The sequence below is a fragment of the Ensifer sp. LC384 genome, from assembly GCF_001695865.1.
In the GTDB taxonomy this organism is placed as follows: Bacteria; Pseudomonadota; Alphaproteobacteria; order Rhizobiales; family Rhizobiaceae; genus Ensifer.
On record NZ_MBST01000023.1, the window covers coordinates 1 to 18,667 of the forward strand.

An 18,667-nucleotide genomic window follows, 5' to 3' on the forward strand; every position below is an offset into this window, starting at 1 on the left:
TCTACATCGCCTGCGGCATCTCCGGGGCGATCCAGCATCTGGCCGGCATGAAGGATTCGAAGGTCATCGTCGCCATCAACAAGGACGAGGAGGCACCGATCTTCCAGGTCGCCGATTACGGCCTCGTCGCCGACCTGTTCGAAGCCCTGCCGGAGCTGCAAAAGGCGCTGTAACCATTCGCCAACCGCGCCGTGAGAGCCCCAAGGAAAAGGGCTGGCAAAAGCGCTGACTTGGCATTAACAATCTACCGGGCCGGTCAGACCAGCCCGGTATTTTCGTATGTGACGGCGGCATGGCCGCCAAAATTCTTGAAGATGGATGTTCGCCGCGATGATCAAGACGGTCGGAGTTATTGGTGCCGGGCAGATGGGCTGCGGCATTGCGCATGTTTCGGCAATGGCCGGATACAAGGTGCAGATCTACGATCTTGCCGCTGACCGCATCGAGGCAGGGCTGGCCACCGTCAACGGCAACCTTGCCCGCCAGGTGTCTTCCGGCAAGATGACCGACGAGGCCCGCAAGAGCGCGCTGGCGCTGATCAAGGGCTCGTCCGATATCAACGACCTGTCGCAGGTGGACCTCGTCATCGAGGCGGTCACCGAGGACGAAACCATCAAGCGCAAGATCTACGGCCAGGTATGTCCTATCCTGAAGCCGGAAGCACTGCTTGCGACCAACACCTCGTCGCTGTCGATCACCCGCCTCGCCTCGGCAACCGACCGTCCGGAAAAATTCATGGGCATCCACTTCATGAACCCGGTTCCGGTGATGAAGCTGGTCGAGCTCGTGCGCGGCATCGCGACGGACGAAGGTACGTTCAAGGCAGCCAAGGAATTCGTCGGCACGCTCGACAAGACGGTGACGGTCGCCGAAGACTTCCCAGCCTTCATCGTCAACCGCATCCTGCTGCCGATGATCAACGAAGCGATCTACACGCTCTATGAAGGCGTCGGCACGGTAGACGCGATCGATACCGCCATGAAGCTCGGCGCCAACCACCCGATGGGTCCCTTGCAGCTCGCAGACTTCATCGGTCTCGACACCTGCCTGTCGATCATGCAGGTCCTGCACGACGGTCTGGCAGACTCGAAGTATCGTCCCTGCCCGCTGCTGGTAAAATATGTCGAAGCCGGTTGGCTTGGCCGCAAGTCCGGCCGCGGTTTCTACGACTACCGCGGCGACGTGCCGGTGCCGACCCGCTAATCCACCGACATCCGAAATTCAAAGCCCAGCGAAATGCCGGGCTTTTCATTTTCAGACCGTGGCGGACAGGCGCTCAACTGCCGGCGGCCGGGGCAATGGCGGCGCTGATCAGCGCCTTGGCATCGTCGCTGTCCCAGGCGGCCGGGCCGTTCATCGAGCCGATCAGGCAACCCTTGTCGTCGAGCAGCAAGGTTGCCGGCAGGCCGAATGCCAATCCTTCCTTCTTCAGACTGTTGAAGACGCCCATCGAAGCATCGCGGTAGTAGCGCAGGTCGTGGACGGCGGTCTCGTCGAGGAAGGCCTTCGGCTTTTCGTCGTCGCCGACGTCGATGTTGATCGCGACCACCTCGAACTTGTCGCTGCCGAGCGACTTCTGCAGCGCGTTGAGGGCGGGCATCTCCTCGCGGCAGGGCACGCACCAGGTCGCCCAGAGATTGACGAGGATGGTTTTGCCGGAAAATGCAGCGGTAGTCGTCGGCTTGCCGTCCGGGCCGTTGAAATCAAGCGCGATCGGGCGCGGCGACGCGGCCGGCGACATCGCAGCCACCTGCCCCTTCATGAACGGCGTCAGCGAGGCGACCTTTTCGCCCGTCAACGGGCAGACGGCAGCGGCCGTTTCGGTCGTCTCGGCATTGCCAGACCCCGTCTCCTTCACGTATACCGCTACCGCACCGACGATCACGCCGAACACGGCGGCGAGCGCGAACAATTTCACGGCCGGGGGGGATTTCTTCTGGTCGGACATTTCATTCTCCAAGGCGGGCATTCTTCATGGCTGACGGCAATTCCGAGACGAAATCCTCCAACCAGATGTGGGGCGGTCGCTTCGCCTCGGGTCCGGATGCGATCATGGAGGAGATAAATGCCTCGATCGGCTTCGACAAGAAGCTCTATGCTCAGGACATCCGCGGCTCAATAGCGCATGCGACCATGCTTTCGCATCAAGGCATCATTTCGGCCGAGGACAAAGACAAGATCGTTCACGGTCTCAACACGATCCTGTCAGAGATCGAAAGCGGCCAGTTCGAGTTCTCCCGTCGCCTCGAAGACATCCACATGAACATCGAGGCCCGGCTTGCGACCCTGATCGGCCCGGCCGCCGGTCGGCTGCACACCGCCCGTTCGCGCAACGACCAGGTGGCGCTCGACTTCCGCCTCTGGGTCAAGGAAGAGCTGCAGCGGACCGAGAAGGCGCTGACCGGCCTGATCGCCGCCTTCCTCGACCGCGCCGAGGAACATGCCGAGACCGTCATGCCCGGCTTCACCCATCTGCAGACGGCCCAGCCCGTGACCTTCGGCCACCACTGCATGGCCTATGTCGAAATGTTCGGCCGCGACCGCTCGCGCGTGCGCCACGCCATCGAGCACATGGACGAAAGCCCGATCGGCGCGGCCGCCCTTGCCGGCACCGGCTTCCCGATCGATCGTCACATGACCGCCAGCGCGCTTGGCTTTGCCGGTCCGACCCGCAACTCGATCGACACGGTTTCGGACCGCGACTTCGCGCTCGAATTCCTGTCGATTGCCGCAATCGCCGCCACCCACCTGTCGCGCCTTGCCGAAGAGATCGTCATCTGGTCGACGCCGCAGTTCGGCTTCATCCGTCTCTCCGACGCGTTTTCGACCGGCTCCTCGATCATGCCGCAGAAGAAGAACCCCGATGCCGCCGAACTGGTGCGCGCCAAGACCGGCCGCATCAACGGCTCGCTGATCGCACTTCTGACCGTCATGAAGGGCCTGCCGCTTGCCTATTCCAAGGACATGCAGGAAGACAAGGAGCAGGTCTTCGACGCGGCCGAAAGCCTCGAGCTCGCCATTGCAGCGATGACCGGCATGGTGCGCGACATGACCATCCGCGCCGACCGGATGAAAGCGGCTGCTGGCTCCGGCTATTCGACCGCGACCGACCTTGCCGACTGGCTGGTGCGCGAGGCGGGCCTGCCCTTCCGCGATGCCCACCATGTCACCGGCCGCGCCGTCGCCCTTGCCGAGCAGAAGAGCTGCGAGCTCGCCGATCTCTCGCTTGAAGATCTGCAGTCGATCCATCCCCAGATCACCGCCAAGGTGTTCGACGTGCTGACGGTCGAGGCCTCGGTCGCCAGCCGTACCTCCTTCGGCGGCACCGCTCCGAACGAGGTTCGCAAGCAGATCGCCTGGTGGCGCGCCCGCAACTGATTCCTGTCGCCCGAAACCGTTCAGCGGTTTCGGGCCGACGGCACGCCTGGGCACAAGGGTCTGAAACGCGTCGCAGAATCAGGGTGCACAAGCGCCGGAAAAATCGATAAGACATCGCACCAGCATCAGTCTCCGCGAAGGAAAATCACGATGACATTCACGAAGGCGGCCCGGCTCGCGCTTCTTCTGGCGATCCCCGGGCTGGTTCTTGTCGGTTGCGGACGCAAGGGCGACCTCGACCGACCCGGTTCGACGGCACCGATCAACACCTTGACCCCTGCCGGAACCGTCGAAAAGAAAGAACAGGTGGACGACCGCCGTTTCCTGCTCGATCCCCTCCTCTAGAGCGTTTCCAGCTTAAACGGGGTGTAAAAACGCTCTAACTCTTTGTTTCAACGCATTTCCCGACGGAAAACCGCTTCGCACTTTTCCTGGAAATGCTCCAAGCCGAGCAACGCCCGTGAACCATTTCGAATACCGCGACGGAATCCTCTACGCTGAAGACGTGCCGGTGACCGACATCGCCCGTACCGTCGGAACGCCCTTCTACTGCTATTCGACGGCGACGCTCGAGCGGCACTACAAGGTCTTCTCCAAAGCCTTTGCCGACGTCGATGCGATGGTCTGCTATGCCATGAAGGCCAATTCGAACCAGGCCGTCCTGAAGACGCTCGCCCGCCTTGGCGCCGGCGTCGACGTCGTGTCGGGCGGCGAACTGCGCCGCGCGCTCGCCGCCGGCATTCCGGCAGGCCGCATCATGTTTTCAGGCGTCGGCAAGACCCCGCAGGAAATGGACCTGGCACTCGAGGCCGGCATCTACTGCTTCAACGTCGAGTCCGAACCGGAACTCGAGATCCTGAACCAGCGCGCCGTCCGCGCCGGCAAGCGTGCGCACGTCTCCTTCCGCATCAACCCAGATGTCGACGCCCGCACCCATTCGAAGATCTCGACCGGCAAGAAGGAAAACAAGTTCGGCATTTCGTGGGAGCGCGCCCGCGCCGTCTACGCCCATGCCGCAACGCTGCCCGGCATCCAGGTGACCGGCATCGACATGCATATCGGCAGCCAGATCACCGAGCTGCAGCCCTTTGACGATGCCTTCAAGCTGCTGCGCGAGCTGGTCGACACGCTGCGCAGCGACGGCCACGCGATCGATCACGTCGATATCGGCGGTGGTCTCGGCATTCCCTACAAGGAAGACAACAATCCGCCGCCGCTGCCCGACGCCTATGCCGAAATTGTCAAGAGCCAGCTGCAATCGCTCGGCTGCAAGATCGTCACCGAGCCGGGCCGGCTGATCGTCGGCAATGCCGGCATCCTGGTGACCGAGGTCATCTACGTCAAGGATGGCGGCGACAAGACCTTCGTCATCGTCGATGGCGCCATGAACGATCTGATCCGCCCGACGCTCTACGAGGCCTATCACGAGATCAGGCCGGTCCGCATCTCCGCCGCCAATGCGCCCCGCATCAAGGCCGACGTCGTCGGTCCCGTCTGCGAGACCGGCGACTACCTGGCGCTCGATCGCGAGATGGCCATGCCGAAGCCGGGCGATCTCTTCGCCATCAGCTCTGCCGGCGCCTATGGTGCAGTCCAGGCCAGCACCTACAACAGCCGGCTCTTGATCCCGGAAGTGCTGGTCAAGGGCGACCGCTTCCATGTGATCAGGCCGCGCCAAAGCTACGACGACCTGATCGGGCTCGATTCCGTCCCGGACTGGCTCGACTGAGCGACCTTCCGGATCGGACGATGATCTGTGGATCGCCCGTGCGGGCGATCACGATTTTGTTGTCGCCCTCGTCTTCGCCACAAACGATGTTATCCTGATCATTCAAAAGGTCGGTCACGAGCGGTCATGAGCGACCGAAAGGGAACTTGGGCGGATGACGCAATTCCGGCAGGATGAGACGCCACAACCGAGGTCGTTTGCCAGAACGCTGGCGCTGAAGAGGTTTGTCGCGCGGGCGGTGTTGATCGCCGAGCAGGTCTTGCCGTGCGCCCTCGTTCCCGCGTCGATCGCCCTCCTGTTTCTATCCGCCGCCTGGCTCGGTCTGTTCCGCATTGCCCCACTTTGGTTGCACGCCGTCGTGCTTCTGGGCTTTCTCGTCGCCTTCATCGCCTCCCTCGTTCCGCTGACCCGGTTAAGATTGCCGGAAAATGTCGACGCAGACCGCATGCTGGAGGAACGCAACGACCTTCCCCACCAGGCGATCCGCGTCCAAGACGATATGCCGGCAACCGGCGGTGCCTTTGGCGAAGCGCTGTGGCGCGAACATCAGACGCGCATGGCGCAGATGATCCGCGCGCTCGACACCGGCCTGCCGCGTCCCGACATTGCCCGCCACGACCCCTTCGCGCTGCGCGCGCTGCCGGTTCTGCTCGCCTGCGTCGCTTTCGCCTATTCCTATTCCAATCGGGCGGGACTGCTCTCCGACGCGTTCCATCTGCCGCAAGCGACAAGCGAAGTCGCCGACATCCGGGTAGATGCCTGGGTGACGCCGCCCGCCTATACCGGGCGCGCGCCCGTCTTCCTCACCGGTCGCCAGGGCGTCGCATCCCCCTCTGATGAAACGGCGGCAATCACCATTCCGCAGTTCAGTGATCTGACCGTGCGCGTCACCGGCGCCGGCACGGAAGAAACCGTCCGCTATGCGGAAGACGGAGCGGCAGAACCGATCATCATCCCGACCGCCGGGGAAAAAACCGTCGAAAAGACTGCGTCAGCGCAACCGGCCGTCCAAAAGGCGCCCGATAATGCCGTGCGCAATCACGCCTACAAGATTGTCAAGGGCGGCGAACTATCTGTCGGCGACCAGAGGTGGACGTTCAAGATCACCCCGGACAGCGTGCCGCAGATCGCCTTCGACGGCCTGCCGAAGCCCACCCCCAATGCGTCGCTGGACATCGCCTTCCTGGCAACCGACGATTACGGCATCGCGCAGGCATGGGCTGAGATCAAGCCGCTGGACGAGCCTGTGAAGGACGCACGGCCGCTCTATCCGCTTCCCGAATACCGGCTCGACCTGCCGCGCCGCAATGCCCGCGAGGCCAAGGGCACGACCAGCCGCAACCTCAGTGAACATCCGCTCGCCGGCAAGCGCGTTCGCCTCACGCTCGTCGCTCGCGATGCTGCCGGCCAGGAGGGCCGAAGCGTGCCGCAGGATATGATCCTGCCGGCACGCCAGTTCTTCAATCCCCTGGCGGGCTCCGTCGCCGAACAGCGCCAGGTCTTCGCGCTCAACGCCAACGACCTGCCGCGGGCGATCGACCTCAACGATGCGATCACCAGCTTCGCCGAGGAGACGATCCCCAACCTCACCCATTTCCTGCTGTTGAAATCGGCGCGCTCACGCATGGCGCTGGCGCATAACGGCGACATGCTGCGCGATGCCGCAAAACACCTCTGGGAGATCGCGCTTGGCATCGAAGATGGCGATCTGTCGCTCGCCGACCGCCGCCTGCGCGACGCGCAGCAGGCGTTGTCGGACGCGCTTGAGCGCAATGCGCCCGATGAGGAGATCGCCAAACTGATGAAGGAACTGCGCGAAGCCATGCAGGAATACATGCAGGCGCTCGCCAAGGAGGCCGCGAAAAACCCGCGCATGGCCGCCAATCCGGATCAGAACAATGTGCTGCGCCCGCAGGATCTGGAGAAGTTGATGAACCAGATCGAGAACCTGGCGCGATCGGGCGCACGCGACCAGGCCCGGCAGATGCTGTCCGAGCTCCAGCGGCTGATGAACAACCTGCAGGCCAACCGCGGCCAGCAGCAGATGGGCGAACAGAACAACGCCATGCGCGAGCAGATGGACAAGCTCGGCCAGCTGATGCAGGAACAGCAAAGGCTGATGGACGAGACGTTCAAGCTCGACCAGGCGCAGCGCGACCGCATGCAGCGCGGCGATCCGTTGCAGGGCGAAGACAACGAGCTTTACGGTCAGGAAATGCCGCAGGACCCCGGTCAGCGCGGCGATGAGAACGGTGAGCCCAACCCGCTTGACGACATGACCGCCGAGCAGCTGAAGGACGCGCTGAAGCAGCTGAAGCAGCAGCAGGATGCGCTGGGCAAGCAACTCGGCGAGTTGCGGAAGGGCTTGGAAAGCCTGGGCATCAAGCCCGGCAAGGGGTTCGGCGACGCCAAGCGCGAAATGGAAGGCGCCTCCGGATCGCTCGGCAGGGGCCAGGGCGAGCCGGCCGTGGGCAGCCAGGGTCGCGCGCTGCAGGCACTGCGCGAAGGCGCCCAGGACATGATGAACCAGATGCAGGCTCAGGGTCAGGGGCCCGGCCAGGGCATTCCGCAATACGGCCAGAATGGCCGCGATCCGCTCGGCCGGCGCCAGCAAAATGCCGGTCCGGATTTCGGCGACCAGGTCAAGGTGCCGGATGAAATCGATACCCAGCGCGCCCGCGAAATCCTCGACGAAATCCGTCGCCGGCTCGGCAACACCCTGTCGCCGGAAGCCGAGCGTCAATATCTCGAGCGATTGCTCGACATGCGCTGACCCGCGGCCGACAGAAACAAACAGAACGACAACGCCCCTGGAGCGGAAGCGCACCAAGGGCGTATTCAATTGTCAGATCGGCAGGCCTTCACGGCTGTCTCCGCCCCCGACGGGCAGTCGTGCGCCGTCGCTTCACGGCGGAGGCCGTCAGGCGGCGAGTGCCAGTGCAACGGCCTTGCGGATATCAGGCAGGGAAAAGGGCTTGGAGATGACGTCGACGATCTTGTCGGCAAGATCGTCGGCACGCTCACGCTGCTCGGCGTAGCCGGTCATCAGCAGGATCTTCATTGCCGGAAATGCAGCGGACGCCTGATGCGTCAGCTCGATGCCGTCCATGACGGGCATGCGGATATCCGACAGAAGCAGATCGAAATTCTCGGTTTGCAGGCAGGCCAGTCCGTCTGCGCCGTCTCCAGCCTCCACGGTCTCATGTCCATCGAGCCTCAGGGCCCGTGCGACGAAGGAGCGCAACGCATCCTCGTCCTCGGTAATCAGGATCTTCGCCATCATGGCCTCCCGCGTTCGCTGCGACGGCACGGCTCTATCGCGAAGAGACCGGCCCATTCCAATGGATACGGCAACGCCCACGAGAAACGTGACGGTAGGCCGCAGCGGCACGCGGCACCTCAAGGGGCGACGCACGACACGACCTCAAACAACCAGCTTTTTCTTTGTGTTCGGTAAACGCCGGGCGGCTGGATTTCGGAATCCCTGTTACGGCAGCCCTACTCCGATCGGGCGAACGCGGCCCGGACACCGTTACAGCGCCGCGATCTTACTGCATAATTCCTTAAATCGGATCCGATTTAGGGATAAAATTATGCAGCAAGTTTAAAGCATTACAGCGTCCTTTGCGCGTCATATTTGACGCCCGGCGCTGTAGACGCCGCAGCGTTGCGCATTCTTACCGTTATTCGGCGTCGCCGGTCACCACGCCGACGAAAGGCAATTCGCGGAATGCATAGGCCACGTCCATGCCGTAACCGACGACGAAATGATCCGGGCATTCGAAGCCGACATAATCCGCCTCAAGCTCGACCTTGCGCTTGACGCGCTTGTCGAGCAGCACCGCGACGGTGACGTTGCGCGCGCCGCGCTCGTACATCAATTCCTTGGCAAAGCGCAGGGTGCGCCCGGATTCCAGGATATCGTCGATCAGGAGCACGTCCCGGCCGTGCACGTCGCTGTCGATGTCCTTGATGATCTTCACGCCCTGCGAGACGGTCCCGAGCCCGTAGCTCGACAGCGTGATGAACTCGACTTCCGGTGCAAGGCCGGTATTGTGCATGGCGCGGATCAGATCTGCGGCAAAGATGAACGAGCCCTTCAGCACCGCGATCACCAGAAGGTCCTGGTGCGGACCGTTGACGATCATATCGGCAAGCTCGTTGTTGCGTGCGGCAATCGTCTCTGCCGTGTAAAGGGGCTCGATATTCTTTCCGCGAACGACGGGCATGCGGCTTCTCCAGCGTTTCATCCGGAAGACAAACGCCTTCCCTTTCGCGCCCGCTTAGCACAATCAGCGCACGGAGACACCGTTTTCGGCGAAGGAAACCTTCACCTCCGGCATTTTTCCACCCGCATATGGGAGCCTGGTGACAAAGCGCCGGCTCTCGCCGGGCGCGATGGCAGCCCCCTCCGGCATCAGCCGCGTGGCGGTGACCTTGCGGCCATTGCTGACCACATCCACCACGACCAACGGCAGGCGCTGCAGGGCGGAGGAGGAATTATCGATGGAGCCGTAGACCGAAAGCACCCGCATGCCGCCGGAATAATCGAGCGAAGCGGTCACGTCGGTGATCGCCAGCGGCTCGCTCTCGACCCCGTCGCCGGTCGAAAGGGCAATGATCCCTGCAAAAGCCGCAAGGGCGAAGCCTGCGACAAGCCCGGCGAACTGGCGTGCCGGCATGGCGCGTAACCGTTTCTCGGCGAGAGACAAGAGGCGCCTCAGCGGGGATTGCTCGTCGCGAACGACCGTCAGGGTCGGGCCATGGCGTCTGGTTTGCTTCTGATTGTCGTTGAAAACAGGATAGGGATTGCGGCGGGCCGTCGCCGAAACGGTCTCGAACTCGGCATCGACATAGTCGACGCGGCGCGTTGCAGATGCACCTTCGCGCGGAACCCGGTCCGGTGGCAGCAGATCGGCATAGGCCGCAGCTCCAGCCGATTTCGTGCGGAATGCCTGCATCGCCTTTCCTCCTGGATCGCGGGCGGACCTGCCGTCCCTGCGAAACCATCGGGCAATGCGCCGATCCCGGGCGGTGCAAGAATCAGGGCATTGCATCAAATCTTTCCGACACGTAAACCGAAATGGTTAATGTTTCGGAAAGAGGCCGTGAAAGCGGCGTCTTTTCATGAAAAATTAACCGCTGCTTAACCATGGTTCCGCTGGCGGTTTTACCTTTCGGTGCTTGTCGTCCTATGCGCAGATGGCCGGCCCCCAAGCAAAAACTGCACGGGTCGTGAGAGAGACTGGGCCAGCCTTTGATTCATTTTGAGAACGTCGGACTGCGTTATGGTATGGGGCCGGAAATTCTCCGGGACCTGACCTTCGACATTCCGCGTCGGTCGTTCCAGTTCCTGACCGGACCTTCGGGTGCCGGCAAGACGACGCTCTTGCGCCTGCTCTTCCTCTCATTGCAACCGACGCGCGGCCTGATCCGCATGTTCGACCGCAACATTTCGTCGATCCCGCGCGAAGAGTTCCCGATGCTGCGCCGGCGCGTCGGCATCGTTTTCCAGGATTTTCGCCTCCTCGACCATCTGACGACCTATGAGAACGTCGCGCTTCCCTTACGGGTGCGCGGCAAGGACGAATCGAGCTACCGCGCCGACGTGCTGGAACTGCTGAAATGGGTCGGACTTGGCGAGCGCATCAACGTGCTGCCGCCGGTTCTGTCCGGTGGCGAGAAGCAGCGCGCGGCAATCGCCCGCGCCCTGATCGACCGCCCGGAAATCCTGCTTGCGGACGAGCCGACTGGCAACGTCGATCCGCCAATGGCCCGCCGCCTCTTGAACCTCTTTCTCGAGCTCAACCGGCTCGGCACCGCCGTGGTCATCGCCACCCACGATCTGTCCTTGATGGATCAGGTCGAGGCGCGGCGCATGATCCTTTCGCAGGGGCGGCTCGATATCTATGAGTGAGAGCCGCACCAAACGCACCCACGAGGTGCCTGAGCAGCAGCCGGAACCGCAGCAGCAGCCGCGCCGGACGGAGATGCGCGTGCGGCCGATGGGGCCCATCGTGCCGGCGACGAATGTGTCCGGCCACGCGCTGATGTGCGTGATCGCGATCATGTCGTTCCTGGCCTGCCTGACGCTTGGCGGCGTCAGCATGGTGCGCGCCACCGCGCAAAGCTGGCAGAGCCAGATTTCTCGGGAGATCACCATCCAGATCAAGCCGGACGACAATCTCGACATGGAAAAAGCGCTCGCCGACGCGCGCGATCTGGCCCTGACCTTCAGCGGCGCGACCGGCGGCAACATCGTCGACCGCGCGGCGACCGCCCGTCTGCTCGAGCCGTGGCTTGGAGAAGGCCTCGATCTCGACGAATTACCGGTGCCCCGGCTCGTCATCATCACCATCGACGAGAACAATCCGCCCGATTTCGCCGCCATGCGCAAGGCACTGACGGAGATCATCCCCCAGGCCTTCCTCGACGATCACCGCACTTGGGTCGACCGTCTGGTGGCGATGGCCAACACGACGGCGATGATCGGCACGGGCGTGCTCGTCCTCGTGTTCTCGACCATGGTGCTGACCGTCATCTTCGCCACGCGCGGCGCACTGTCTGGCAACCGCCATATCGTCGAAGTGCTGCACTTCGTCGGCGCCGAGGCCGGCTTCGTGGCATCGGAGTTCCAGAAGCACTTCCTGAGAATAAGCCTCAAGGGGGCCGGCGCCGGCGGCCTGCTCGCCGCGATCTTCTTTGCGCTTGCAGGCTACTGGCAATCCCGCACATTGGCGACGCCGGAAACGGACCAGGCGACCGCCCTTTTCGGCACATTCACCATCGGCTACAGTGGCTATCTCGGCATTATCGCCATCATGATCGTCATTGCCGTGTTGACGACGCTGACGGCGCGGCTCACGGTAACGCGCACGATCTACGAGATCGACCTGATCCGCTCCGACCCAGGACGTACGGATACATACCAAAGCTGACGCCCAGATGTTTCGCCTTTATTCGATCTATTCCTTGCCGCAATCTGGCGCTATCTGAAGAGAATCATGATGGCGCAAGGACTTCGCGGGAGCGGGATGGCCAGAGGAGGAAAATGGCAAGGCGGGGCCGAGCAGGAACGCCGACCCCGTGGTCCCTTGCGCAAAATTCTCCGGCGAATGTTCTTCATTCTGCTCGTGCCGTCTGCGATCGTTGTCGCAGCCTTCCTCAACTTCGCCGATACCGTCGCCTCCTTGCAGCCTCCGGCAAACCCGAAGGCGGAAGCGATCGTCGTCTTGACCGGCGGCTTTCAGCGCATCGATCAGGCGGTCGACCTCCTGAAGTCCGGGGCCGGCAAACGCTTGCTGATTTCGGGCGTCCACCCGGCGACCACAGGCAGCCAGATCCGCCGCAACACCCAAAGCTCGGCTGATCTCTTCAAGTGCTGCGTCGACATCGGTCACGAGGCAATCGACACGATCGGCAACGCGACCGAGGCGAGCCAATGGATCAGCGACCGAGGCTACAAGCGCGTACTGGTCGTGACCAACAACTACCACATGCCGCGAAGCCTGCTTGAGCTGCGCCGCGCCCGCCCGGAGACCGAATTCATCGCCTATCCCGTCGTCAATTCGGACCTCAAGACGACGAACTGGCTACGCAATCCGATGGTGCTGAAATCGATCCTGCTGGAGTTCGGCAAGTATTCCGTCGCCTCGGTGCGCGATATGGCGGGTGCCCGCCCGGCGACCGGCTTGCGCACCGTTCCCTCGCGTGCGACGCCGGCCGAAGAATAATCGCCGGCGCGCCTCGATCAGCAAAGTGAGAACGAGCGGTTTTCCTTCGGCGTTTATTCGTGTACGCAGCGATCCATCGGCCCACGGGCTGGATATCCCTGAACTCGCCTCTCGAGAGCCTGCTGATGATCGTTCTGCGTTCGGTCCTTTTCAATCTGGTCTTCTACGTCAATCTCATCCTGCAGATGATCGTCTTTACGCCGGCCTATTTTCTGGTGCCGAGAAAGATGGCGTGGTTCGTTCCGAAGAATTGGGCGCGCAGCAATCACTGGCTGTTCGAAAAGATGGTCGGCACGACCTTCGAGATCGAGGGTTTGGAAAACATTCCCAAGAGCGGCTACATCTTCGCGCCCAAGCACCAGTCGTTCTGGGATGTCTATGCGCTCCTGCCCTGGCTCAATGATCCCTTCTTCATTCTCAAGCGCGAACTGACCTGGATCCCGCTCTTCGGCTGGTACGTCAAGAAGCAGCGCATGGTGCCGGTGAATAGGGCCGCCCGTGGCCGTGCCATGACTGAGGTCATGGATCGCACCAAGCAGGAAATGGCTTCCGGTCGCGAGCTGATCATCTATCCCGAAGGCACCCGGCGACCGCCCGGCGCACCGCCGCACTACAAATACGGCATCGCCCGGCTCTATCGCGATCTCAATGTGCCTGTGGTGCCCGTCGCCATGCATCCCGGCCTGTTCTGGCCGCGCCGCAAGTTCCTGCGCTTCCCCGGTCATTTCAAGGTGCGCGTACTGCCGCCGATCGAAGCGGGCCTCGATCCGGACGAGTTCCTCGCCAGGCTGGTCGAAGTGACCGAGGCTGCAAGTGACGAACTGCTGATCGAGACCGTCAGGAACAACCCGCATCTGCCGCTGCCGCCGACGGCAAAGCAGCGCCTGAACGAGCTGAAGGCGATGGGCCGCGGCTAGATCATCCCGCGCATCAATGTCGATCCCGGAAATTATGCAGCAAGTTTAAAGCGTTACAACGTCCTTTGCGCGTCATATATGACGCGCGGCGCTGTAAGGGTCGCCACGACTTCTTCCAGCCAATGATCGCGAATGCCCATCTCCTTGAGGTGGGCTAGCGTGTTGAACACGTATTCGCTGTTCGGACCCGACTTTCCCGACGAGACGGCGACGATCGCCGCCGCCTCCGGGGCACTGAGCGTACCGGCATATTGCACATGGGCGCGATCGATGACGTAGGTCAACGCCGGGACACGCCGGCCGTCGGCGAGCTGCACCGGCATCGTCTTTTCCTTGTAGACATGCGTGACAAGCTCACGCTCCCGCAGATAGTCGACCACCTCGGCCCTCTCTCTGCTGTCGACGCGAAACGCCGTCCCGATGCAGGAGCCGCCATAATCGAGCCCCAGCACGAGGCCTGGCCGCTGCTGCGTGCCGCGATGGACCCACGAGCGCACACAAAGCGACCGACGATAGCCAAATGCTCGCGCCGTCGATCTTTCCTCGAACCGGAAGCCCGGGTTCCACATCAGCGACCCGTAGCCAAAGACCCAAAATTCGTCCATATCCACTGTCATTCAATCCGCGCTGTCTGCTCATCGCCGAATCGTCGGCTCATCGGTGGTCGGCCATGTCGGTTTTCTACGGCACAGCATCTCGGCACGGAAGAGACAAGTCGTTCCCGTGCATAGAACGAAAGATAATAAACAGGATCGGCGGCGCCACCCGAAAGGCGGCCGCGATCTGAGTTTGGTGGAGTACGCGTTACCATGACCGCAACCGCAGTCGCCAATCCCTCGCCGGTCAGCCGGAAGTTTCGCTGGCTGATCGCCGGCATCGTCATCGTCTGTGCCGCCTATTCGGCCGGCTGGTTTGCCGTGGCCGACCAGGTCGAGAAGCGCTTGACGACCTATCTTGCCAACGGACAGGCGACCGGGCTTGCCGGCGAGTGCACGAACATGGACGTACGCGGCTTCCCCTTCCGCATCGGCCTCTTCTGCGACAAGGTCAATCTTGACGACAGCCGGCGCGGTGCCTCCGCCTCCTTCGGGGCGCTTCGAACCGCGGCACAGGTCTACCAGCCCGGCCATGCGATCATCGAGCTCGACGGTCCGGCTGAACTGCGCGTGTCGCCCGGCCTCAATGTCTCGGCCGACTGGACGCTGCTGCATGCGAGCGTCAGGGCAACGCTTTCCGGGCTCGACCGCAGCTCGCTCACCTATGACAACCTGACCGGCACCGTGCGCCTGCCGCTGACTGGCGACAGCTTCGGTTTCGGCGCCAGCCATGGCGAAATGCATCTGCGCCAGAACGGCAAGGACCTCGACGCGGCCTTGAGCGTCGACAAGCTCGATCTTCGCCCGGAAAACGGCGCGAGCTTCGCGCCGCCTGCCAATGTCGCCGCTGACCTCACCTTTGTCGACAAGGCGAGCTGGATGGGCTCGGGCATCCCCACACCGGCCATGCTGCGCGGCAGCAAGGGCGAACTGCGACAGATGACGCTTGACCTCGGCTCGGGCATGAACGCCAAGCTGTCTGGCCCCTTCTCGGTCAACGACCAGGGGCTGATTTCCGGTGAATTTTCGCTGACGATGACCAATATCGAGGCTTGGCGCACCAACCTGGTCACGCTAATCCCTGACGATGCGAACCTCGTCAACAACACCGCCAACATGCTGAAGGCGCTGGCCAACGGCAAGAACGAGGCGACGGTCAAGCTCAACGTGCGCGACGGCACCGCCTTCCTCGCCTTCATCCCGATCGGCGTGCTGCCGACACTCTGATCTGGTTGGAGCGAAAGCCGCTGACTGCATTCGCGAGAATAAAACGAGCCCGGGGCATGGATCATTCCACGCCCCGGGCCTTTTCGTTTTTCGGCTATTTCTGATCCATCGCATGACGGCCGAAGTCGGGCATCGCCGTGTCCTGACCGGCCTGAATGATCGAGCGGCGGATGGCGCGGGTGCGGGTGAAGAGGTCGAACAGCTTCTCGCCGTCGCCCCAGCGGATCGCCCGCTGCAGATAGGCGAGGTCCTCGGAAAACCGCGACAGCATTTCCAGGATCGCGTCCTTGTTGTGCAGGCAGACGTCGCGCCACATGGTCGGGTCGGAAGCAGCAAGGCGGGTGAAGTCGCGAAAACCCGACGCGGAATATTTGATGACCTCGGATTCGGTCACCGCTTCCAGATCGTCGGCCGTGCCGACGATGTTATAGGCGATGATGTGCGGCAGATGCGAGACGATCGCCAGCACCTTGTCGTGGTGCTCGGCATCCATCTCCTCGACCATCGAGCCGAGCGTTTCCCAGAACAGCCGCAACCGCGCGATCGCCTCCTCGTCCTGGCCGGCCGGCGGCGTCAGGATGCACCAGCGGCCGCGGAAGAGGCCGACGAAGCCGGCATCGGGACCGGAATGCTCGGTGCCGGCGATCGGATGGCCGGGCACGAAGTGAACCGTGTCGGGCAGATGCGGCGCCATCTGGGCGATGACCGAACCCTTGGTCGAGCCGACATCGGTCACGATCGCGCCAGGCTTCAGGTGGGCGGCGATTTCCGCGGCCACAGCGCCGGAGGCACCGACGGGCACCGATACGATGACGAGATCGGCATCGCGCACCGCATCGGCGGCCGACAGCGTGTAGCGATCGCCAAGACCAAGCGCCTCGGCGCGCGCAAGCGTCGCTTCGCTGCGGGTCGAGATCACCAGGGTGCCGGCGAGCTGCTTGTCGCGGATTTCCCGGGCAATCGATGAGCCGATGAGGCCGATGCCGATAAGCGCGATCGTTTCAAACTGCTGTGTCATCATTTCCGTCCCATGAATTCTGTCAGTGCCGCGATGACACCCTCGTTGGCCGCCTGCGAGCCGATGGTCATGCGCAAGGCATTGGGAAAGCCATAAGCCGCGATTGCGCGCAGGATGAAGCCGCGACGGGTGAGGAACGCGTCCGCATCGTGCGCGCGCTTGCCGTCCTCGTCCGGGAAGTGGATCAGCACGAAGTTGGTCACCGATGGCGTCACCCTGAGGCCGATCGCTTCCAGCGCATCGCTGACGCGCTCCAGCCAGGCGAGGTTATGGTCGACCGCCTGCGCGACGAAGGCCTGATCGCGAACTGCAGCCGCTCCGGCCGCAATCGCCGCAGCATTGAGATTGAACGGCCCGCGGACGCGATCGACGGCGTCGATCACTTCCGGCGGCGCATACATCCAGCCGATGCGCAGGCCCGCGAGACCGTAGATCTTCGAGAAGGTTCGGGTCATGACGACATTGCGGTTGGCCGATACCAGCTCGAGCCCGGCCGCGTAATCGTTGCGGCGAACATATTCGGCATAGGCGGCATCGAGCACCAGAAGCACGCCCTCGGGCAGGCCCGCATGCAGGCGGCGAACTTCGTCGACCGGGATATAGGTGCCGGTCGGGTTCGCCGGGTTGGCGATGAACACGAGCTTCGTGCGCTCGGTCACTGCGGCGAGGATCGCATCGACGTCGACGGTGGCGTTCCTCTCCTTGACCGTGACCGGCGTGCCGCCGGCGGCCATGATCTGGATCTTGTAGACCAGGAACCCGTGCTCGGTGATGATGCCTTCGGCGCCGGGCGCCAGATAGGTGTGGCAAAGGAGGCCGAGCAACTCGTCCGAGCCGTTGCCGCAAAGAATGTTTGCCGGGTTGAGCCCGTGCACGGCACCGATCGCGGCGCGCAATGCCTGCGCCTGGCCGTCGGGATAGCGCTCCAGGTTGAAGGCCGCGGCCTGAAACGCCTCGATCGCCCTGGGGCTGGCGCCGAGCGGCGTCTCGTTCGAGGAGAGCTTGTGAACCTTGGCGACACCGGGCGCATGCTCCTTGCCGGGCACATAGGCGGCAATGTCCAGAATGCCGGGGCGCGGCTGCGGGCTCTTCGAGGCAAGGCTCATCGGATCAGCTTTCTATTGCATGTTTCCTTAAATCGCCTCCGACTTAAGGACAAAAACATGCATTCATTAAAGTGCTATAGCGACCTTTGCGCGCCTGATAAGGCGCGCGGCGCTGTAGGCAGGAAATGAGGCCAAGCCAATACCGGCGCAATCGGCATTTGTCGAGGGTCGGCAAGCCCCGCCGCACCGGCGATCACGATGGCGCGCGCGGTTGTTCTCGTGTGCTCGGAATGCCCTGCGGCGCCAGCACCGGCACGAACACGCGACGCGACGCGCGCGCGGCAACCGGCAGGCCCTGATAAAGCCGCTTCTGCGCCTCCACCACGATCACGCCGGAGAAGACCGGCCAGAGCGACCGGCCAAGCCGCTCGAAGCCGCGGCGCAGGCGCAGGATCATCTTCAGCTTCGACGGCGGGAAGAACAGCGCCTCCGCCGATGCGCCGGGCGTAAAGTTCGTTTCGCGCAAGAGCGCCGTCAACTGACCACGCGAATAGGGCCGGCCGGAACCAAACGGCGTATGCTCCATGCGCGCCCAGACGCCGCGGCGATTGGGCACGACGATCACCAGCCGGCCGCCCGGCGCCAGCACCCGCCAGATTTCCTTCATCGTCTCGCGCGGGCTTTCGGCAAATTCCAGTGAATGGACCATCAACACCCGGTCGATCGAGGCATCGGGCAGCGGCAGTTCCTCGTCGAACACCAGCGCCGTCGAGGACAGCTCGGCCACCGGCCAGTTCACCGCCCCCTGCCCCGCCGGCATGAAGGCGAAGGTCCGCTCCGTGTCCTTGCGAAAGCGTTCGAGATAGGGCACGGCATAGCCGAGCCCGACGAGCCGTTCCTCCGGCAGGCGCGCCCAGACCGAGGACAGCGCCATGGTCACGGACTGTTCCGCCATGCGGCCCAGTTCGGAATGATAGAATTCTCGGAGATCGACGATATCGGTGTGCATGCGCAACATGTTAG

At 63.0% G+C, this 18,667-nt stretch carries 18 protein-coding genes and 1 pseudogene; 11 read left to right on the forward strand and 8 right to left on the reverse strand.

Translation table 11 applies throughout. The features are described from left to right. Nucleotides 1-173: pseudogene (locus BC363_RS17690) on the forward strand (FAD-binding protein); the annotation flags it as partial. Nucleotides 174-330: 157 nt separating this feature from the next. Beyond that, nucleotides 331-1,203, forward strand: a complete 873-nt coding sequence (locus tag BC363_RS17695; protein ID WP_065781110.1) for a 3-hydroxybutyryl-CoA dehydrogenase — start codon at nucleotides 331-333, stop codon at nucleotides 1,201-1,203. 73 nt (nucleotides 1,204-1,276) lie between these two features. Here the strand turns inward: BC363_RS17695 and BC363_RS17700 are convergent, their stop codons facing one another. Beyond that, complete coding sequence (locus BC363_RS17700; protein ID WP_065780835.1) at nucleotides 1,277-1,948, reverse strand: TlpA disulfide reductase family protein; 672 nt, start codon at nucleotides 1,946-1,948, stop codon at nucleotides 1,277-1,279. A 26-nt stretch (nucleotides 1,949-1,974) separates the two neighbouring features. On the opposite strand from BC363_RS17700, the gene argH reads away from it, so the two are divergent. The 4 genes from argH to BC363_RS17720 all read left to right on the forward strand — a co-directional run bounded on the left by argH (nucleotide 1,975) and on the right by BC363_RS17720 (nucleotide 7,880). Then, nucleotides 1,975-3,378, forward strand: coding sequence for an argininosuccinate lyase (gene argH / locus BC363_RS17705; RefSeq protein WP_065780836.1), 1,404 nt, complete (start codon nucleotides 1,975-1,977; stop codon nucleotides 3,376-3,378). Between the two features lie 150 nt (nucleotides 3,379-3,528). Next, nucleotides 3,529-3,723, forward strand: a complete 195-nt coding sequence (locus tag BC363_RS17710) for a lipoprotein (RefSeq protein WP_065780837.1) — start codon at nucleotides 3,529-3,531, stop codon at nucleotides 3,721-3,723. Between the two features lie 115 nt (nucleotides 3,724-3,838). Beyond that, a complete protein-coding gene (lysA, locus tag BC363_RS17715; protein WP_065780838.1) occupies nucleotides 3,839-5,107 on the forward strand; it encodes a diaminopimelate decarboxylase in 1,269 nt (422 codons plus the stop codon). 154 nt (nucleotides 5,108-5,261) lie between these two features. Further along, a complete protein-coding gene (locus tag BC363_RS17720) occupies nucleotides 5,262-7,880 on the forward strand; it encodes a TIGR02302 family protein (RefSeq protein ID WP_065780839.1) in 2,619 nt (872 codons plus the stop codon). Between the two features lie 147 nt (nucleotides 7,881-8,027). Here the strand turns inward: BC363_RS17720 and BC363_RS17725 are convergent, their stop codons facing one another. The 3 genes from BC363_RS17725 to BC363_RS17735 form a co-directional block, all read right to left on the reverse strand. Beyond that, nucleotides 8,028-8,387 carry a response regulator gene (locus BC363_RS17725; protein WP_025424638.1) on the reverse strand — a complete coding sequence of 120 codons (360 nt, stop codon included), beginning with the start codon at nucleotides 8,385-8,387 and terminating at the stop codon, nucleotides 8,028-8,030. A 403-nt stretch (nucleotides 8,388-8,790) separates the two neighbouring features. Continuing rightward, nucleotides 8,791-9,336: a hypoxanthine phosphoribosyltransferase gene (gene hpt, locus BC363_RS17730; RefSeq protein WP_065780840.1), complete on the reverse strand. Its 546-nt coding sequence runs from the start codon at nucleotides 9,334-9,336 to the stop codon at nucleotides 8,791-8,793. Nucleotides 9,337-9,399: 63 nt separating this feature from the next. Beyond that, nucleotides 9,400-10,068, reverse strand: a complete 669-nt coding sequence (locus BC363_RS17735; protein WP_065780841.1) for a hypothetical protein — start codon at nucleotides 10,066-10,068, stop codon at nucleotides 9,400-9,402. A 296-nt stretch (nucleotides 10,069-10,364) separates the two neighbouring features. On the opposite strand from BC363_RS17735, the gene ftsE reads away from it, so the two are divergent. From ftsE to BC363_RS17755, 4 genes are all read left to right on the forward strand, one after another. Then, nucleotides 10,365-11,024, forward strand: a complete 660-nt coding sequence (gene ftsE, locus BC363_RS17740; protein WP_063934108.1) for a cell division ATP-binding protein FtsE — start codon at nucleotides 10,365-10,367, stop codon at nucleotides 11,022-11,024. After that, complete coding sequence (locus BC363_RS17745) at nucleotides 11,017-12,045, forward strand: ABC transporter permease (RefSeq protein WP_065780842.1); 1,029 nt, start codon at nucleotides 11,017-11,019, stop codon at nucleotides 12,043-12,045. The genes ftsE and BC363_RS17745 overlap by 8 nt, the downstream gene beginning before the upstream one ends. 96 nt (nucleotides 12,046-12,141) lie before the next feature. Beyond that, nucleotides 12,142-12,840, forward strand: a complete 699-nt coding sequence (locus BC363_RS17750; RefSeq protein ID WP_065780843.1) for a YdcF family protein — start codon at nucleotides 12,142-12,144, stop codon at nucleotides 12,838-12,840. A 125-nt stretch (nucleotides 12,841-12,965) separates the two neighbouring features. After that, the gene (locus tag BC363_RS17755) at nucleotides 12,966-13,757 is read left to right on the forward strand and encodes a 1-acyl-sn-glycerol-3-phosphate acyltransferase (protein ID WP_065781112.1); all 792 of its coding nucleotides are present in this window, start codon (nucleotides 12,966-12,968) and stop codon (nucleotides 13,755-13,757) included. A 53-nt stretch (nucleotides 13,758-13,810) separates the two neighbouring features. Here the strand turns inward: BC363_RS17755 and BC363_RS17760 are convergent, their stop codons facing one another. After that, nucleotides 13,811-14,374 carry a gamma-glutamylcyclotransferase gene (locus BC363_RS17760; RefSeq protein ID WP_065780844.1) on the reverse strand — a complete coding sequence of 188 codons (564 nt, stop codon included), beginning with the start codon at nucleotides 14,372-14,374 and terminating at the stop codon, nucleotides 13,811-13,813. Nucleotides 14,375-14,566: 192 nt separating this feature from the next. Here BC363_RS17760 and BC363_RS17765 point away from each other — a divergent pair, with 192 nt between their 5' ends. Next, complete coding sequence (locus BC363_RS17765) at nucleotides 14,567-15,580, forward strand: DUF2125 domain-containing protein (RefSeq protein ID WP_065780845.1); 1,014 nt, start codon at nucleotides 14,567-14,569, stop codon at nucleotides 15,578-15,580. A gap of 94 nt (nucleotides 15,581-15,674) precedes the next feature. Here the strand turns inward: BC363_RS17765 and BC363_RS17770 are convergent, their stop codons facing one another. From BC363_RS17770 to BC363_RS17780, 3 genes are all read right to left on the reverse strand, one after another. Then, the gene (locus tag BC363_RS17770) at nucleotides 15,675-16,601 is read right to left on the reverse strand and encodes a prephenate/arogenate dehydrogenase family protein (protein ID WP_083223382.1); all 927 of its coding nucleotides are present in this window, start codon (nucleotides 16,599-16,601) and stop codon (nucleotides 15,675-15,677) included. Beyond that, entirely contained in the window at nucleotides 16,598-17,704 is a 1,107-nt protein-coding gene (gene hisC / locus BC363_RS17775; protein WP_065780847.1) for a histidinol-phosphate transaminase, read from the reverse strand. The genes BC363_RS17770 and hisC overlap by 4 nt, the downstream gene beginning before the upstream one ends. A gap of 193 nt (nucleotides 17,705-17,897) precedes the next feature. Further along, nucleotides 17,898-18,662: a class I SAM-dependent methyltransferase gene (locus tag BC363_RS17780; protein WP_348272157.1), complete on the reverse strand. Its 765-nt coding sequence runs from the start codon at nucleotides 18,660-18,662 to the stop codon at nucleotides 17,898-17,900. Nucleotides 18,663-18,667 lie beyond the last annotated feature (5 nt).

Bases quoted from the DNA above. Each gene is read 5' to 3' on its own strand.
- BC363_RS17695 (WP_065781110.1), top strand. From the start codon at position 331: ATGATCAAGACGGTCGGAGTTATTGGTGCCGGGCAGATGGGCTGCGGC.
- BC363_RS17700 (WP_065780835.1), bottom strand. From the start codon at position 1,948: ATGTCCGACCAGAAGAAATCCCCCCCGGCCGTGAAATTGTTCGCGCTC.
- argH (WP_065780836.1), top strand. From the start codon at position 1,975: ATGGCTGACGGCAATTCCGAGACGAAATCCTCCAACCAGATGTGGGGC.
- BC363_RS17710 (WP_065780837.1), top strand. From the start codon at position 3,529: ATGACATTCACGAAGGCGGCCCGGCTCGCGCTTCTTCTGGCGATCCCC.
- BC363_RS17720 (WP_065780839.1), top strand. From the start codon at position 5,262: ATGACGCAATTCCGGCAGGATGAGACGCCACAACCGAGGTCGTTTGCC.
- BC363_RS17725 (WP_025424638.1), bottom strand. From the start codon at position 8,387: ATGGCGAAGATCCTGATTACCGAGGACGAGGATGCGTTGCGCTCCTTC.
- hpt (WP_065780840.1), bottom strand. From the start codon at position 9,336: ATGCCCGTCGTTCGCGGAAAGAATATCGAGCCCCTTTACACGGCAGAG.
- BC363_RS17735 (WP_065780841.1), bottom strand. From the start codon at position 10,068: ATGCAGGCATTCCGCACGAAATCGGCTGGAGCTGCGGCCTATGCCGAT.
- BC363_RS17745 (WP_065780842.1), top strand. From the start codon at position 11,017: ATGAGTGAGAGCCGCACCAAACGCACCCACGAGGTGCCTGAGCAGCAG.
- BC363_RS17750 (WP_065780843.1), top strand. From the start codon at position 12,142: ATGGCCAGAGGAGGAAAATGGCAAGGCGGGGCCGAGCAGGAACGCCGA.
- BC363_RS17755 (WP_065781112.1), top strand. From the start codon at position 12,966: ATGATCGTTCTGCGTTCGGTCCTTTTCAATCTGGTCTTCTACGTCAAT.
- BC363_RS17760 (WP_065780844.1), bottom strand. From the start codon at position 14,374: ATGACAGTGGATATGGACGAATTTTGGGTCTTTGGCTACGGGTCGCTG.
- BC363_RS17765 (WP_065780845.1), top strand. From the start codon at position 14,567: ATGACCGCAACCGCAGTCGCCAATCCCTCGCCGGTCAGCCGGAAGTTT.
- BC363_RS17770 (WP_083223382.1), bottom strand. From the start codon at position 16,601: ATGATGACACAGCAGTTTGAAACGATCGCGCTTATCGGCATCGGCCTC.
- hisC (WP_065780847.1), bottom strand. From the start codon at position 17,704: ATGAGCCTTGCCTCGAAGAGCCCGCAGCCGCGCCCCGGCATTCTGGAC.
- BC363_RS17780 (WP_348272157.1), bottom strand. From the start codon at position 18,662: ATGTTGCGCATGCACACCGATATCGTCGATCTCCGAGAATTCTATCAT.